Origin of the sequence: Afipia clevelandensis ATCC 49720, from assembly GCF_000336555.1 — a bacterium.
GTDB lineage: Bacteria > Pseudomonadota > Alphaproteobacteria > Rhizobiales > Xanthobacteraceae > Afipia > Afipia clevelandensis.
This window is the reverse complement of the sequence record NZ_KB375281.1, coordinates 4,311,577-4,325,838: the sequence shown is the minus strand read 5'-3', so window position 1 is coordinate 4,325,838 and position 14,262 is coordinate 4,311,577. Positions and strand designations below refer to the sequence as shown.

Genomic DNA, 14,262 nt, shown 5'->3' with positions numbered 1-14,262 from the left:
ACTCGTCTGATAACACGCTTCTGTTGAGACGGGTCCGGATCACTTGAGTGGCCCTCGTTCTCTGGCGAGTTCGCGCACCGCATTGACGATGTGTTCATAGCCCGTGCATCGGCAGATGTTGCCGGAAAGCGCCTCCCGGATGTCCTCATCATTCTCAAGGCCGTGGTGACGCAGCATATCGGTGATCGTCATGATGAAGCCGGGCGTACAGAACCCGCACTGAAGACCGTGATGATCGCGAAACGCCCGCTGAATCCGCCCGAGATTCTCGACGCTTCCCTGCCCTTCGACCGTTTCGATATCCGCACCGTCAGCCTGAACGGCAAGCGTCAGACAGGACCGCGCGCTGCGGCCATTCAGCAGCACCGTGCAGGCCCCACACACGCCGTGCTCGCAACCGACGTGGGTTCCGGTCAACCCCAGTTCGTTACGCAGGAAGTCGGATAATAACAACCGTGGCTCGATCTGCCGTGTGTACGACAGCCCGTTCACGGAGACCGTAATGTCGATCTGCTTGCTCATTCTTCACGCACCCCTGCGCGAGACCATGCGGCCGACAGGGCGCGGCGCGTAAGGGCACCCGCCAGATGCCGCCGATAATCGGCCGACCCGTGAAGATCGGAGTTCGGCGTGATCTCATCCCGCAAGACCGCGACCACTTCGCCGATCAGATCGTCGGTCAATTCTCGTCCTTCGATCATCGTCTCCAGCGCGGACATCCGCATCGGCATTTCGCCGACGCCCATCAAGGCAATCCGCGGAGCCGATACCACCCCGTCTCGCCGCGTCATCGTCACGGCGACGGCCGCCAGCGCGTAATCGCCATGGCGCCGGGCGAACTCCTCAAAGCCCCAGCCAGTTTCGGCAGGGAACGTGTCGATTTCGATTTCCGTGACGACTTCATCGGGTTCGAGGCATGTCACCAGCGAACTCACGAAGAAATCCTCCGCCGCTACTACGCGCGTGCCTCTCGGAGAAGAAATCTGGATGGCCCCGTTGAGAAGCAGGGTCATCATCGGCATTTCCGCTGCCGGATCCGCATGGCAAACGCTGCCGCAAAAGGTGCCGCGATTCCGCACCGTCAAATGCGCCACATGCTTCATGGCCTGATGGAGCACCGGAATCTGCGTCGCGATGAGCCGATCGGCGGCCGTCATCCGGTGACGCACCAGCGCGCCCAGCGCGAGCCGGCTTCCGCGCTGCTCGATCCGGTCGAGACCGGGAATGCGATTGATATCAACCAGCACCGATGGCTTTACGAGCCGGAAGTTCATCATCGGCATCAGGCTCTGACCGCCGGCAATGACCTTTCCATCGCCATCCGCCCGAGCAAGCGTCTGCACAGCGTGCTCGATACTCTCGGCGCGGACATAGTCAAAGGAAGCTGGCTTCATACCGATGTCTCAACCTGGCTGGCGATCAACACGATGGATCATCAGGCATCATGATCTCCGACAATACCGTCCAAGCCAAAATCATCAAGCATAGTGACTTGCATTACTGTACTAATATGTGCAATGTCAAGGTCGCGAGGGCGCGCCTGTGGATCGGATATTGCGGCGCATTCAAACGCCATCGCGGAACGTGGCGGACAAGGGAACACGATATGAAGATGGCGGGACAACAGCGCATTCCGGCCAGCCGTGACGTTGTATGGAAAGCCCTCAACGATGTGGCGATCCTGGAAGCGTGCATTCCCGGCTGTCAGGAACTCGTCAAACTCTCGGACACGCAGATGACTGCCACCGCCGTGATCAAGGTCGGCCCGGTCAGCGCGAAGTTTCAGGGCGCGGTCACGCTGTCCGATCTCGATCCCCCCAATGGCTATCGCATCACAGGTGAAGGCCAGGGCGGCGTTGCAGGCTTCGCCAAGGGCGGCGCCGTTGTCCGCCTTGAAGCGGATGGAGATGCCACCCTGCTCCACTATGACGTCTCGGCGGAGATTGGCGGCAAACTTTCGCAGCTTGGCGGACGGCTGATTGACGCAACGGCCAAACAGATGTCGGCGGCCTTCTTCAAGCGATTTGCGCTGGAGATCGAGAGGCAGTACGGCAAGGGGAACGCGACACATGCGTCCGCTGGTGTTGAGACCGCCTCGGCGCGGCCCGCAGCAGAACCGGATCGGCAAGCCGTCCGCCGGGCCTACAAGCCTGAAGCTGAAACGGGATCGTCAGGTTTCCCCGGACGCGCGGGGCTTGCGAGCTTTTTGGCCCTCGCGCTGCTCGTCGGCGCGGGCTGGTATTTTCTTGGCGGCGGTTTGCCAAAACTGGTCCCGGCGGGAAACAACCAGGCCGTTTCTCCGGACTTCGCCAGCGCGGTCCTGCTCCTGATGGTCGCCGCGATCGGCTATCTGTTCGGCCGCCTGCAGACCGGCCGGCACTGACGCCGGTTACACAGCGCACATAATCGGCAATCACCGCCTGGCCGCGGAATAGCGGCCGATCTCGGTATGATCGGCCGACGATCCGAGCATCTTCAGCGCTTCATCCCACTGCGCGGCCACCTCGTCGGCGAGCGGCGCCGGCACATCGAGCTGGCGGGCGAGATCGTCAGCCGTGCGGATGTCCTTGGCCATCAGGGCAAGCGAGAATCCGGAATTGAATGTCCCTGAGATGATGAACTGCTTGAGTTTGTTCTCGGTGGAATTGTTGCGCCCCGTAGATGCATTCAGAACGTCCACCAGCTTGTTGGGATCAATTCCAAAGCGCTCTGCAATCGCAACCGCCTCCACCGCCGCCGCGAGACCGGCTGCGGAGACATAGTTGTTCAGTGCCTTGGCGGCATGGCCCGACCCGAGCGGACCGGTCCGGAAGACTGACTTGCCCATCGCGTGCAGAACGGGTTCAGCCCGGTCGATGGTGCTTTCATCTCCGCCCGCCATGATCGCGAGCGTTCCGTCGATCGCACGCTTCACGCCGCCAGACACTGGCGCGTCGATAAATTCAAAACCTGCTGCGATCAGTTCCTGGCCGAGGGCTTTCGTCCCCATAGGCGCGGATGAACTCATGTCGACAATCACCGCACCGGGCGCGAAATGCGGTTTCATGCCTTCGATAGCAGCCCGAACAATCGTGCCATCCGGCAGAAGCGTAATGACGAGGGCGGCATCCGACACGGCCTCAGCCACGCCGGGAGCAGCGATACCGCCGGCAGCGCTGAACTTGCGCCGCGCATCGTCCGACGTATCGAAGCCGACCACCTCATAACCCGCACGGGACAGACAGGCCGCCATCGGTTGCCCCATGTTGCCGAGGCCGATCACTGCGATTTTCGCGGGCGGGATGATGGCCGTGGACTGAGACACGAGAAAGGCTCCTCACCATAAAGCTGGCGTATGACTGCGCGGCGGGTGTCGCTGCTGATCGCATGTTCAATGCCGCGAGATATCGCCAATGAACTGATTGCCGGACACTCTGTCAATCAGCTTGACCGCCGATCTGATCTATTGAAACGTGCCGCCTCAATCATGATGCAGATCAGGCAACCGCTCATGCGCAAGCTGCGGCGGACCGTCCACTTCGACGTCAAACACCACTCACGGAGCACTCATGAGCTACGATCAGAAGATTACTCTTGGCGGATTGTTCGACATCGGCCTGTCCGCGCGCCGTGAGGTGCTCGGCTCGGACTATGTCGACAAGTCGATCCGGTCGGCGAACGACTTCACGATGGCGTTCCAGCACATCACCACGGAATGGTGCTGGGGCTATGCCTGGAACCGGCCAGGTCTCGACCGTAAAACCCGCAGCCTGCTCAATCTCGCGATGCTGACGGCGCTGAACCGCTCACCGGAAATCAAGCTGCACACGCGCGGCGCCATCAACAACGGCGTAACGGTCGACGAGATCAAGGAGGTTCTGCTCCACGCTACGGTCTATTGCGGGATTCCGGCGGGCCTCGATGCCTTCAAGGCCGCCAACGAGGTGCTCAAGGAAATGGGCCAAGTAAAGTAAGGCTCGGCATCCCGGCATTCGACACACAGAATGCCGGGACCCGTCCGTGAGTTCTGTCGGTGCCCGCCATAAGCATGCGCGCGCCCTCGTTGCTCCTGTCAGCTAGTGGTGGCGAGGCCGCCGTCGACGGGGATCACCGCGCCACAAACAAATGCACTGGCTTTTGAGGCGAGATAGAGGGCGACGCCGGCCATATCGCTCGGCTGCCCCCAGCGTTTCATCGGCGTATGGGTCAGGATTTCGGCGCTGTCCTCCGCCTCGATCGCCTCGGTCATCTTTGACGGAAAGTAGCCGGGTGCGATGGCATTGACGGCGATGTGGTCGCTGGCCAGATACTTCGCCATCATCCGCGTGACATGAAGCACACCGGATTTGGAAGCCGCATAAGAATAGGCCTCCAGATGCGAGGTCCTGATTCCCTCGATCGAACCGATATTGATAACGCGCGCATAGTCCTCGGCGCTGCCCGCCGCCTTCAGCAACGGCAGCAGCTTCTGGGTCATGAAGAATACCGACTTCAGGTTGAGGTCCATCACCTTGTCCCAGCCGTTTTCAGGGAATTCGGCAAATGAAGCTCCCCAGCTCGCACCTGCATTGTTGATGAGGATATCGAGCTTGCTCTCGCGGGCGGCGATCTCTTTCGCCAGCCGCTCGATCTCGTCCATCTTCGACAGGTCTGCCGGAAGGGGAATGCAAGTCCCGAACTTCGAGAGCTCTTCCGCGAGGCTGGCGCAGGCCTCCGCCTTGCGCGAAGAGATGTAGACCTTGACGCCGTTTTCCACGTAGGCGCGGGCGAACATTTCTCCCAGTCCGCGGCTTCCACCGGTGACCAGCGCAACCTTGCCGCGCACACTGAAAAGCTCTTCGATTTTCATCCGGATTCCTCTTGCTGGCGTAGCAGATATCCACGCCATTATGGTCCGCGCTGACGCAGCCTTCCAGACCAATCAGCGGCCAGAACCGTCCGCCCAAGAGGTGGTTTATGACCTCCCGCTTGGCCGCATTTAACCTGCCGCCGTTTGTCTGTGTCGTATGCAAGGGAATCCAGTTCGCCGCTCGCATCCGATCGAAATCGGACCGCGGAGAACTTTGCTTCGCGGGGCCTTAAAGGAACCCCAATCAACGTCATTCCGCTGCGGAGCGGAGCTCGGCAGGTTTTGCGCGCACGGCGCAGAACTTGAATTCAGGAATCTTGCCGAACGGATCGAGCGCCGGGTTGGTCAGCAGGTTCGCTGCCGCCTCGGCATAACAGAATGGCATGAACACCATGTTCTCGGGCACGTCGCGATCCGAACGGACCCTGACCTCGATTGCCCCGCGCCGGGTTTCAAGCCGGACGAAATCGCCCGGCCAGACATTCAGCCTGCGCATGTCCTTCGGCGACATGAACGCGACAGCTTCCGGCTCGATATTGTCCAGCACTTCGGAGCGGCGCGTCATCGAGCCTGTGTGCCAGTGTTCGAGCACGCGCCCTGTGGACAAAACCATCGGATACTCGTCATCGGGGATTTCGTCCGGCGCAATCACCTTCGCTGGAACGATCTTCCCGCGGCCGCTCTCGGTCGGGAAGCCGGTTGTGAAGATGATCTCGTTGCCGGGCACGAACGGATCGCTGACGGGATAGGTCACGGCGCCTTCACGCTCCAGCCGCTCCCACGTAATGTTCTTCAGTGATGGCATCACATGCGTCATCTCCGTGAAGACGTCCGCGGGTCCGTTATAATTCCAGTCGAGACCCATGCGCCGCGCGATTTCCTGGATGATCCACAGGTCCTGACGGGCATCGCCGGGTGGCTTGACCACTTGGCGCGCGATCTGCACACGCCGGTCGGTATTGGTGAATGAGCCGGCCTTCTCGGCGAACGCCGACGCCGGCAGGATCACGTCGGCATGGAATGCCGTTTCGGTGACGAACAGGTCCTGCACCACCAGATGTTCGAGCTTGGCAAGCGCTTCGCGCGCATGCTGCAGATCAGGATCGGACATCGCCGGATTCTCGCCCTCGATGTACATGCCGGAGATGGTGCCGGCATGAATCGCGTCCATGATCTCGACAACGGTCAATCCGCGGACCGGATCGAGTTCCTGATGCCAGAGATGCTCGAACGGCTGCCGCAGATCGACGCGGCCCACCGGCTGGTAGTCCGGCAGGAACATCGGGATAAGACCGGCGTCGGATGCGCCCTGCACATTGTTCTGCCCGCGCAGCGGATGCAGTCCTGTGCCGGGACGGCCGATCTGGCCCGTTGTCAGCGCCAGCGCGATCAGGCAGCGCGCATTGTCCGTGCCATGAACATGCTGGCTGATGCCCATTCCCCAGAAGATGATCGACGATTTCGCCTTCGCGTACATGCGCGCGACTTCGCGCAGCGTCTCGGCGGGAATGCCGCAGATCGGCTCCATCTTTTCCGGCGGGAATTCCTTGATCTTCTCCTTGAGATCGTCAAATCCCTCGGTGTATCCGGCGATATATTGCGCGTCGGTCAATCCTTCAGTGACGATCGTATGCAGCATCGCGTTCAGCATTGCGACATCGCTGCCAGGCTTGAACTGCAGGTGCTTGGTGGCGTGACGCGACAGCGTTTGACGCCGCGGGTCCATCACGATCAGCTTCGCGCCCTTCTTCACCGCATTCTTGATAAAGGTGGCTGCGACCGGATGATTGACCGTCGGATTGGCGCCGATCACGATAATCACTTCCGCATCCGCCGCCGCGGAGAATGGCGCCGACACCGCGCCTGAATTCAGGCCCTCCATCAGCGCCGCAACGGACGATGCGTGGCACAGCCGCGTGCAGTGGTCGACATTGTTCGAGCCGAAGCCGGTGCGTACCAGCTTTTGAAAGAGATATGCTTCCTCGTTGGAGCCCTTGGCCGACCCGAAGCCCGCAAGCGCCTTGACGCCCTTGGTGTCGCGAATTTTGACAAGACCTTGCGCGGCGATGTCGAGGGCCTCGTCCCACGACGCTTCACGGAAGTGCGTGAACGGATTGGCGGGATCGACCTGATCGCCGGCGTCTTTTTTGGCATTCGGCAGCCGTACCAGCGGCTTCGTGATGCGGTGCGGATGATGGATGTAATCGAAGCCGAAACGCCCCTTCACACAAAGCCGGTTGTGATTGGCGGGGCCGTCGCGCCCCTCGGCATAAACGATCTTTTCGTCCTTGATCTGATATTCCACCTGACAGCCGACGCCGCAGAACGGGCAAAGCGAGTCCACCGTCTTGTCGGGATAGACCGTGCGGGTTTGGTTCGCATCGAGATAGGCAGATGGCATCAACGCGCCGGTGGGACATGCCTGCACGCATTCGCCGCACGCAACGCAGGTCGATTCGCCCATCGGATCGTCGAAGTCGAACACGATCTTGGCGTCGTGGTTGCGATAGGCCATCCCGATGACGTCATTGACCTGAACTTCGCGGCACGCGCGGACGCACAGGCCACACTGGATGCAGGCGTCGAGATTGACGCTCATCGCGGGATGGCTTGTATCGCTCGCCCAGCGTTCGTTCGCCGGAAAGCGGCTTTCGGTGACGTCCACCTTGTCAGCCCAGCTCCAGAATTTGGAATCGGGATCGTGCGAGGTCTCGCGCGCCGGCTGGTCGGCAACCAGAAGCTCCATCACCATCTTGCGCGCCGACACTGCGCGGGCACTCGCCGACTTCACCTTCATGCCGACATTCGGCATCCGCTTGCAGGACGCCGCCAGCACGCGCTCGCCTTCGATCTCCACCATGCAGGCACGGCAATTGCCGTCGGCGCGATAGTCGGGTTCCGGCGAGTAGCAAAGGTGCGGGATGTCCGTTCCTTCGCGCTTGGCGACCTGCCAGATCGACTCGCCCGGCTGGGCTTCGACCATTTTCCCATCGAGCTCGAATTGAATCCTGGTCATTCTGCAGCTTCCTTGGGCGCGAATTCCTCGGGGAAATACTTAATCACAGTGGTCAGCGGATTCGATGCGGCCTGCCCCAGTCCGCAGATGGACGCATCTCGCATCGCTTGGCTCAATTCTTCGAGCAGTTCGCGGTTCCAGTTCCGCTCTTTCATCAGTATCGCAGCCTTCTGCGTTCCGACGCGGCACGGCGTGCATTGTCCGCAGCTCTCATCCTCGAAGAAGCGCATCAGGTTGAGCGCGGCGTCCTTGACCTGATCCTTGTCGGACAGGATGACGACGGCGGCCGATCCGATGAAGCACCCGTATTTTTCCAGCGTGCCGAAATCGAGCGGAATGTTGTCCATTGAGGCCGGAAGGATGCCGCCGGAGGCGCCGCCTGGCAGATAGGCGTGGAATGTATGACCATCGGCCATGCCGCCGCAGAATTCATCGATCAGTTCGCGCACCGTGATTCCCGCGGGCGCGAGTTTCATGCCCGGCTCTTTCACACGGCCCGAGACTGAATAGCTGCGCAATCCGTGACGTTCGTGACGGCCCTGATGGGACCACCAGGACGCACCGTTCTCAACGATGTCGCGAACCCACCACAGCGTCTCGATATTGTTGATGAGCGTAGGCAGGCCAAACAAGCCGACCTGAAACGGATATGGCGGCTTGTGTCGCGGCAAACCACGCTTGCCCTCGATGCTTTCGAGCAGCGCGGATTCCTCGCCGCAAATATACGCGCCGGCGCCACGGCGCAGATGCAGAACCGGTCCGCCGGGGGGAAGCTTTGCGATTTCGCGCGCGATGATTTCCCGCGCCGCCGGGTATTCATCCCGGAGGTAGATGTAGACCTCCGGCGCGTCGACGACATGGGCGCCGATCAGCATGCCTTCGATAAAACGATGCGGATCGGTCTCGAGATAATAGCGATCCTTGAATGTCCCCGGCTCGCCTTCATCGCCGTTGATCGCCATCAGTCGCGGCCCGGGCTCGCCCAGCACTGCGCGCCATTTGCGGCCGGTCGGAAAGCCTGCGCCGCCGAGACCGCGCAATGAGGCTTCGTCGAGCGCCTGCAGCAGGTCCTCTTTCGACATTTCGCCGGCGCGCAATTTCCGCAAGAGCGCGTAGCCGCCCTTGGCGACATAGGCATCGTAGTCGATGTAGCTGGGCAGATGCGCATGGGTGTCGCCGCTATCGGCCGCGGCCAGCACTTTGTCGGCGCTGGCGTGATCGACGAAGTTGTGTCCGACTTCGGCGGCCGGTGCGGTGTCGCAGCGTCCGACGCAAGGCGCCCGCACGACCCGCACGCCCGGTCCTGCTTTCTTCTTCAACTCGCCGAGCAGCGCCTCCGCGCCGAGCATGGCGCAGGTCAGGGAATCGCAAACCCGTATAGTGAGTGGCGGCAGATCCGGCTGGCCTTCCTTGACCACGTCGAAATGCGCGTAAAAGGTCGCGGTTTCAAATACCTCAGAAAAAGCCAGTTTCATCGCATCGGCCAGCGCCGCCAGATGGGCCGCCGAGATCTGGTTGTATTTGTCCTGAATGAGGTGGAGGTGCTCGATCAGCATGTCCCGCCGCCGGGGGCGGTCACCGAGCAAAAGCTCAATCTCTTCAGCCGCTTGGGGATCAATTTGACGGCCCTTGGGAGTGGACTTGGCCCGTTTTCGGCCCTCACCTGGATGTTCGAACGGCTGAACTGTCTGAACGCTATGGCTCATTCGAATGTCTCATCCTTGATGCTTTCCTGCCGCGAAGGATAGTCTCTGGCATTTCGTATGCCAAGAATTATTCCAGCATTCGATTGCGACATGACAACCTCCGGGCTCCCATCCACAATATGAAATGAACTTCCGAACAGTGTCCGGTCAGCCGACCCGAGGCCAAGGCATCTCTGCGACGGGTTAGCGAACGCCGGGTGTATCGCGATCGAGATTCTTGGCAGCCAGTTCGTCCAGATAATCCACAAAGCGGCGTTCCGCATTCTCGCCGAGATCATGCAGGAAGGACCATGAGTAGATTCCGGTGCTGTGCATGTCGTCGAAGCCGATCCGCACAGCGTAGTTTCCGACGGGATCGACGGAAAGAATAGCGACATTGCGCTTGCCGCCCACGGTCTTCCGCTCCGCCTCGGAATGGCCCTGGACTTCAGCCGAAGGGCTGGTCACACGGAGCAGCTCCGCGGGCAGAGTGAACTCCGAACCATCGTCGAACGCGATCCTGAGCGAGCGCCTGTCCTTCACAAGCCGGATTTCCACCGGCCAGACAGACGGCGTGCTCAAGCGGTGGCTCCGTTCGTCTTCTCGATCATGAACACAATGCGTTTTTCCGCGCGCTCGACGATCTCGACCCGGTCCCCGGTTTCGCGGATCAGGTTCGGGATATCAATCACGGACAATGGATCGGTGCAGTGGACTTCGAGCCGGTCGCCGGCCATCAGCGCCTTCAGCGCCTTGCGCGTCTTCAAGACTGGAAGCGGGCATTTGAGACCCGTCAAATCGAGTTTGGTCATGGCCATGCCCTTCAATGGCGGAGGCGCTATGCCGCGTCAACGGCGCCGTCCATTTCCTCTCGCAACGCATCATTCTGACCGTCCTGGCCTGTCAACCAGGAGGCGGCCCTGCGACCAAAGCGCGACAACAGATAACTTGCCTTGTCCGGTTCCGGCGCACAAAATGATGCGGTAACAAACCGATTTGCCGGGGAAAACCATGAAGGTCTTTATCGTCGCGCTGGTCTTTGCAGCCCTGTCTGCCACCGCAGTGTCGATGCTCCTCAACAAGTTCCAGGAGCCCGGCTACGTCGCATTCACCACAAGCGGCGCCCGCGTTGGTGATCCCGGCCACAACCTGATTGGGCCGGGCTGAAGCATCAGAGTAAAGCCGTGTAGTCCAGAAATCCGACCGTCTGGCCGGGTTCAACCTTGACGATCTCCTCGCCGAGTTCGACCAGCCCATCAGTGTCCACCAGCGAGGACAGAAGACCCGCGCCCTCGCGCGGGAATTTCACCGCCTCCAACGTGCCGTTGCCGGTGCTGCGCAAACTGGCCCGGACATATTCGCGGCGTCCCGCCTTCTTCTTGTAACTGAAGCCCGCGCACACCGGCGTCAGTGCCAGCCGCCGTTGAACCGCGCCCGCCAACGCCATGACGACCGGACGGACGACATAGGTAAAGGTCACGAAGCTCGCGACGGGGTTTCCCGGCAAGCCGATGAACGGCGTTCCGCCAATAATGCCCATCGCAACCGGGCGGCCCGGCTTGATTGCCATCCGCCAGAGCACCAATGTGCCGACGCTTTCGACCGCGGCCTTGACGTGATCTTCCTCTCCAGTCGAAACGCCGCCAGAGGTCAGGATGAGATCATGACGGGCAGCGGCGTCTTGCAGGGCGGAGGCAAGAGACGCGCGATCATCACGCAGGATGCCAAGATCGCTGACCTCGCAGCCCAGCCGTTTCAGCATCGCAGTCAGCATGAAACGATTGGAATCAAAGAGCTGCACGGGGCTGCGTGGCTCACCGGGCGAAACCACTTCGTTGCCCGTTGAAAATACGGCAATGCGCAACCGCCGTTTCACCTCGATGCGCGTCATGCCCAGTGCAGCCAAGAGCGCGATATCCTGCGGCCGCAACTGACGCCCCGCAGGCAGCGCCAGATGTCCCTGCGGAATGTCCTCGCCGGCGGGACGAACGTTGGCGCCGGCTTTCAGACCCGGCGGCAGCACGACGTTGCCGGTGCCGTCAATGCGCACGTCTTCCTGCATGAACACGGTGTCCGCGCCTTCAGGCATCGGCGCGCCGGTGAAAATACGGATCGCATGGTCCGCCGCAATCGCCCCCGGCGAAGGCGACCCGGCCTGGATGCGGCCCGAGACGGAAAACGCCCGCTCCTTATCGCGCGGCAGATCGGCACTGCGCACGGCGTATCCGTCCACGGCTGAATTGGTAAACGGCGGCAGCGCCATCGGCGCCCTGACATCCGAGGCGAGCACTCGGCCGTCGGCGTCGGCGAGATCAACTGACTCGCATTCCGCAACGGCGTTGACGCGCGCCGCGATGGTGGCAACGGCGTCATCGACCGACATCATCGGCCCGCCAAACGCAAAACAATCGTCCGAAAGCTGCGCCATCGCCGGTCAGGCTCCTGCGGGCTGGAACGCGAGCACATCCTCGACCTTCACCGCCAACGCGCGCATCATGCGCGCAATGGCCGGAACATCATCGAGATGGGCATAAGGCAACCCCGTGTCGACCGGAATATCTGCTGCGATGCCAGCGATCGTCGGATCGTTCGGAAACATCAGCGGCTTGTTGTTCGCCGCGCGATGAATTTCGATCTTGGGATGCGGATCAGCCTTGAATCCCTCGACGATCAGAAGATCAACCCGTGACATTCTCGCCAGCAACTCCATGAACGGCGGCTCGGGGGCGCCTCGCAATTCATGCATGAGCGCCCAGCGCCGCCCGGAGGAGATCAGCACTTCGGCTGCGCCCGCCTGCCGGTGCAGCCAGGAATCCTTGCCGGGAATGTCGACGTCGAAATTGCTGTGGGCATGCTTCATAGTGGAGACACGCAAACCCTCGGCGGTCAGATGCGGGATGAGGCGCGTCAGCAGCGTCGTCTTGCCTGCTCCGCTCCACCCCGAAAGACCTATGACTCTCATTCCATGCTCCGAAAATCGAAAGGGACCGCCCGGCGATGCCGGACAGTCCCTTATATAGGCATGCAACTGAACGATAACTCGAATTATTCCGCCGGCATCGGCCGCGACCTGCCGGTGTCGGGGACATGGCCCTTGGCCTGCTCTTCCTCGACCCAGAGCGAATGATGCTCCTTGGCCCAGTTGAGGTCCACCTCACCGGAGCCCATCGCCTCGAACGCGCCTTCCATGCCGACGGTGCCGATATAGATATGGGCAAGTATCCCGGCGATAAAGAGCATGGCGATCACCGCATGGACCACCGTCCAGAACTGCAGGGCCGTGACGTTGGCGGGGATGTAGGGAAACAGCAGGAACCAGCCCGACACCGACATCAGCGCGCCGCCAACAACAACCATCCAGAAAATGCCCTTCTGGCCGGCATTGAAGCGCTTCGCCGGCGGATGCTCGCCGCTCTTCAGAATGCCTCCGCCTTCCCTGAGCCAGACGAGATCGAGTTTTCCCGGGATGTTATCCTTGATCCAGATGACAAACATGATCGCGATCCCGAGCATGAACGGGAACGCGAGATAGTTGTGCGCGATCTTGCCCCAGGCGGTCAGCGTGGAAAATGCGTCCGGCCCGAAGAGCGGCAGGATAAGCACCCGGCCAAAACTGATGTTCAGGCCCGACAACGCGAGAATGATGAAGCACGTCGCCGTCAGCCAATGGGTGAACCGCTCGAAGCTGGCAAACCGAAGGATTTTGATCCCTGAAAGCCCGTGCTCGACACGGACGCGGCCGCGGACGGCGAGAAAGATCGCCAGAAGAGCCAGCATGCCGATGATGGCAACACCGCCGATGATCGGAAGTTTATGACGCTGAAAATCCCGCCAATCCTTTCCGGCAGGCTGGATCAGATTCCGCGCCATCGGATCGGGAATGGTGATCCGGCCCGTGATCTTGTCGCCTTCCTTCAGCGACTTGAGAAGCTGATCTTCATGCACCGCATCGGCGGTCGGCTTGAATACCAGTTGCGCTGCAGCCGGTTGCGAATATGCGAACAGCAGCACGATGGCAGCACATGCGGCCCTGAGAGTTGAGAGTGAGATCGACATCGGCAAAACCTTCCGGTTCTATTCAAGAATGACCTCAGCATGGTGTCGAAGGCCGTCGAAACGGCTTCGAGCCTGCCCTAGCCGGTCGGTGAATCGCTGTAGGCTGTTTTCCAGCCCCACATGCCCGAGCCGTAACCGCGCTTCATCACGCGCTCCTTGTAAATCTCGGCGATGATCGCACCGTCACCGGCAAGCAGCGCCTTGGTCGAACACATCTCGGCGCAGATAGGCAGTTTGCCCTCGGCCAGACGGTTCGCGCCGTATTTGGCGTATTCCGCAGGCGTGTTGTCGGCTTCCGGTCCACCCGCGCAGTACGTGCATTTGTCCATCTTGCCGCGCGAGCCGAAGTTTCCGACCTTCGGATACTGGGGCGCGCCGAACGGACACGCATAGAAGCAGTAGCCGCATCCGATGCAGAGGTCCTTCGAGTGAAGGACCACGCCGTCGGCCGTGGTGTAGAAGCACGACACCGGGCAGACCGCTGCGCAGGGCGCGTCCGTACAGTGCATGCAGGCCATGGAGACGGAGCGCTCGCCGGGTTTGCCGTCATTAATGGTGACAACGCGGCGGCGATTGATGCCCCAGGGCACTTCATGTTCGTTCTTGCAGGCCGTTACGCAGGCATTGCACTCAATGCAACGGTCGGCATCACAAAGAAATTTGACGCGAGCCATCGT

The 14,262-nt window shown here is 61.0% G+C and carries 15 protein-coding genes; 3 read left to right on the top strand and 12 right to left on the bottom strand.

All coding sequences use genetic code 11. The features are described from left to right. Positions 1-39: 39 nt before the first annotated feature. Positions 40-522, bottom strand: coding sequence for a (2Fe-2S)-binding protein (locus tag HMPREF9696_RS21470; protein ID WP_002715008.1), 483 nt, complete (start codon positions 520-522; stop codon positions 40-42). Then, a complete protein-coding gene (locus HMPREF9696_RS20660) occupies positions 519-1,394 on the bottom strand; it encodes an FAD binding domain-containing protein (RefSeq protein WP_002715007.1) in 876 nt (291 codons plus the stop codon). The genes HMPREF9696_RS21470 and HMPREF9696_RS20660 overlap by 4 nt, the downstream gene beginning before the upstream one ends. Positions 1,395-1,612: 218 nt before the next feature. Here HMPREF9696_RS20660 and HMPREF9696_RS20655 point away from each other — a divergent pair, with 218 nt between their 5' ends. Further along, complete coding sequence (locus HMPREF9696_RS20655; protein ID WP_430642313.1) at positions 1,613-2,383, top strand: SRPBCC family protein; 771 nt, start codon at positions 1,613-1,615, stop codon at positions 2,381-2,383. A gap of 30 nt (positions 2,384-2,413) precedes the next feature. Here HMPREF9696_RS20655 and HMPREF9696_RS20650 read toward each other — a convergent pair whose 3' ends face one another. After that, complete coding sequence (locus HMPREF9696_RS20650; protein ID WP_002715005.1) at positions 2,414-3,304, bottom strand: NAD(P)-dependent oxidoreductase; 891 nt, start codon at positions 3,302-3,304, stop codon at positions 2,414-2,416. Between the two features lie 244 nt (positions 3,305-3,548). Between HMPREF9696_RS20650 and HMPREF9696_RS20645 the strand changes: the two genes are divergently transcribed. Then, a complete protein-coding gene (locus HMPREF9696_RS20645; RefSeq protein WP_002715004.1) occupies positions 3,549-3,953 on the top strand; it encodes a carboxymuconolactone decarboxylase family protein in 405 nt (134 codons plus the stop codon). A gap of 98 nt (positions 3,954-4,051) precedes the next feature. Here the strand turns inward: HMPREF9696_RS20645 and HMPREF9696_RS20640 are convergent, their stop codons facing one another. The 5 genes from HMPREF9696_RS20640 to HMPREF9696_RS20620 form a co-directional block, all read right to left on the bottom strand. After that, positions 4,052-4,828, bottom strand: coding sequence for an SDR family oxidoreductase (locus HMPREF9696_RS20640; RefSeq protein WP_002715003.1), 777 nt, complete (start codon positions 4,826-4,828; stop codon positions 4,052-4,054). Between the two features lie 250 nt (positions 4,829-5,078). Further along, positions 5,079-7,844, bottom strand: coding sequence for a formate dehydrogenase subunit alpha (fdhF, locus tag HMPREF9696_RS20635; protein WP_002715002.1), 2,766 nt, complete (start codon positions 7,842-7,844; stop codon positions 5,079-5,081). Continuing rightward, complete coding sequence (locus tag HMPREF9696_RS20630; RefSeq protein ID WP_002715001.1) at positions 7,841-9,550, bottom strand: NADH-ubiquinone oxidoreductase-F iron-sulfur binding region domain-containing protein; 1,710 nt, start codon at positions 9,548-9,550, stop codon at positions 7,841-7,843. Before HMPREF9696_RS20630 ends, fdhF begins: the two co-directional genes overlap by 4 nt. Before the next feature lie 183 nt (positions 9,551-9,733). Beyond that, positions 9,734-10,111: a gamma-butyrobetaine hydroxylase family protein gene (locus tag HMPREF9696_RS20625; protein WP_002715000.1), complete on the bottom strand. Its 378-nt coding sequence runs from the start codon at positions 10,109-10,111 to the stop codon at positions 9,734-9,736. After that, positions 10,108-10,347, bottom strand: a complete 240-nt coding sequence (locus tag HMPREF9696_RS20620) for a sulfurtransferase TusA family protein (protein WP_040301700.1) — start codon at positions 10,345-10,347, stop codon at positions 10,108-10,110. Before HMPREF9696_RS20620 ends, HMPREF9696_RS20625 begins: the two co-directional genes overlap by 4 nt. 193 nt (positions 10,348-10,540) lie before the next feature. On the opposite strand from HMPREF9696_RS20620, the gene HMPREF9696_RS21870 reads away from it, so the two are divergent. Continuing rightward, positions 10,541-10,696: a hypothetical protein gene (locus tag HMPREF9696_RS21870; RefSeq protein WP_002714998.1), complete on the top strand. Its 156-nt coding sequence runs from the start codon at positions 10,541-10,543 to the stop codon at positions 10,694-10,696. A gap of 4 nt (positions 10,697-10,700) precedes the next feature. Here HMPREF9696_RS21870 and HMPREF9696_RS20615 read toward each other — a convergent pair whose 3' ends face one another. The 4 genes from HMPREF9696_RS20615 to fdh3B form a co-directional block, all read right to left on the bottom strand. Continuing rightward, positions 10,701-11,957, bottom strand: coding sequence for a molybdopterin molybdotransferase MoeA (locus HMPREF9696_RS20615; RefSeq protein ID WP_002714997.1), 1,257 nt, complete (start codon positions 11,955-11,957; stop codon positions 10,701-10,703). Positions 11,958-11,963: 6 nt separating this feature from the next. Then, positions 11,964-12,491 carry a molybdopterin-guanine dinucleotide biosynthesis protein B gene (mobB, locus tag HMPREF9696_RS20610; protein ID WP_002714996.1) on the bottom strand — a complete coding sequence of 176 codons (528 nt, stop codon included), beginning with the start codon at positions 12,489-12,491 and terminating at the stop codon, positions 11,964-11,966. A gap of 83 nt (positions 12,492-12,574) precedes the next feature. Continuing rightward, complete coding sequence (locus HMPREF9696_RS20605; protein ID WP_002714995.1) at positions 12,575-13,585, bottom strand: formate dehydrogenase subunit gamma; 1,011 nt, start codon at positions 13,583-13,585, stop codon at positions 12,575-12,577. Positions 13,586-13,662: 77 nt separating this feature from the next. Continuing rightward, the gene (fdh3B, locus tag HMPREF9696_RS20600; RefSeq protein ID WP_002714994.1) at positions 13,663-14,259 is read right to left on the bottom strand and encodes a formate dehydrogenase FDH3 subunit beta; all 597 of its coding nucleotides are present in this window, start codon (positions 14,257-14,259) and stop codon (positions 13,663-13,665) included. Positions 14,260-14,262 lie beyond the last annotated feature (3 nt).

What these genes read in the sequence shown, in the direction of transcription:
- fdhF (WP_002715002.1), bottom strand. Translation starts at nt 7,844, where the DNA reads ATGACCAGGATTCAATTCGAGCTCGATGGGAAAATGGTCGAAGCCCAG.
- HMPREF9696_RS20615 (WP_002714997.1), bottom strand. Translation starts at nt 11,957, where the DNA reads ATGGCGCAGCTTTCGGACGATTGTTTTGCGTTTGGCGGGCCGATGATG.
- HMPREF9696_RS20605 (WP_002714995.1), bottom strand. Translation starts at nt 13,585, where the DNA reads ATGTCGATCTCACTCTCAACTCTCAGGGCCGCATGTGCTGCCATCGTG.
- fdh3B (WP_002714994.1), bottom strand. Translation starts at nt 14,259, where the DNA reads ATGGCTCGCGTCAAATTTCTTTGTGATGCCGACCGTTGCATTGAGTGC.
- HMPREF9696_RS20620 (WP_040301700.1), bottom strand. Translation starts at nt 10,347, where the DNA reads ATGGCCATGACCAAACTCGATTTGACGGGTCTCAAATGCCCGCTTCCA.
- HMPREF9696_RS21470 (WP_002715008.1), bottom strand. Translation starts at nt 522, where the DNA reads ATGAGCAAGCAGATCGACATTACGGTCTCCGTGAACGGGCTGTCGTAC.
- HMPREF9696_RS20645 (WP_002715004.1), top strand. Translation starts at nt 3,549, where the DNA reads ATGAGCTACGATCAGAAGATTACTCTTGGCGGATTGTTCGACATCGGC.
- HMPREF9696_RS20630 (WP_002715001.1), bottom strand. Translation starts at nt 9,550, where the DNA reads ATGAGCCATAGCGTTCAGACAGTTCAGCCGTTCGAACATCCAGGTGAG.
- HMPREF9696_RS20655 (WP_430642313.1), top strand. Translation starts at nt 1,613, where the DNA reads ATGGCGGGACAACAGCGCATTCCGGCCAGCCGTGACGTTGTATGGAAA.
- HMPREF9696_RS20660 (WP_002715007.1), bottom strand. Translation starts at nt 1,394, where the DNA reads ATGAAGCCAGCTTCCTTTGACTATGTCCGCGCCGAGAGTATCGAGCAC.
- HMPREF9696_RS20640 (WP_002715003.1), bottom strand. Translation starts at nt 4,828, where the DNA reads ATGAAAATCGAAGAGCTTTTCAGTGTGCGCGGCAAGGTTGCGCTGGTC.
- mobB (WP_002714996.1), bottom strand. Translation starts at nt 12,491, where the DNA reads ATGAGAGTCATAGGTCTTTCGGGGTGGAGCGGAGCAGGCAAGACGACG.
- HMPREF9696_RS21870 (WP_002714998.1), top strand. Translation starts at nt 10,541, where the DNA reads ATGAAGGTCTTTATCGTCGCGCTGGTCTTTGCAGCCCTGTCTGCCACC.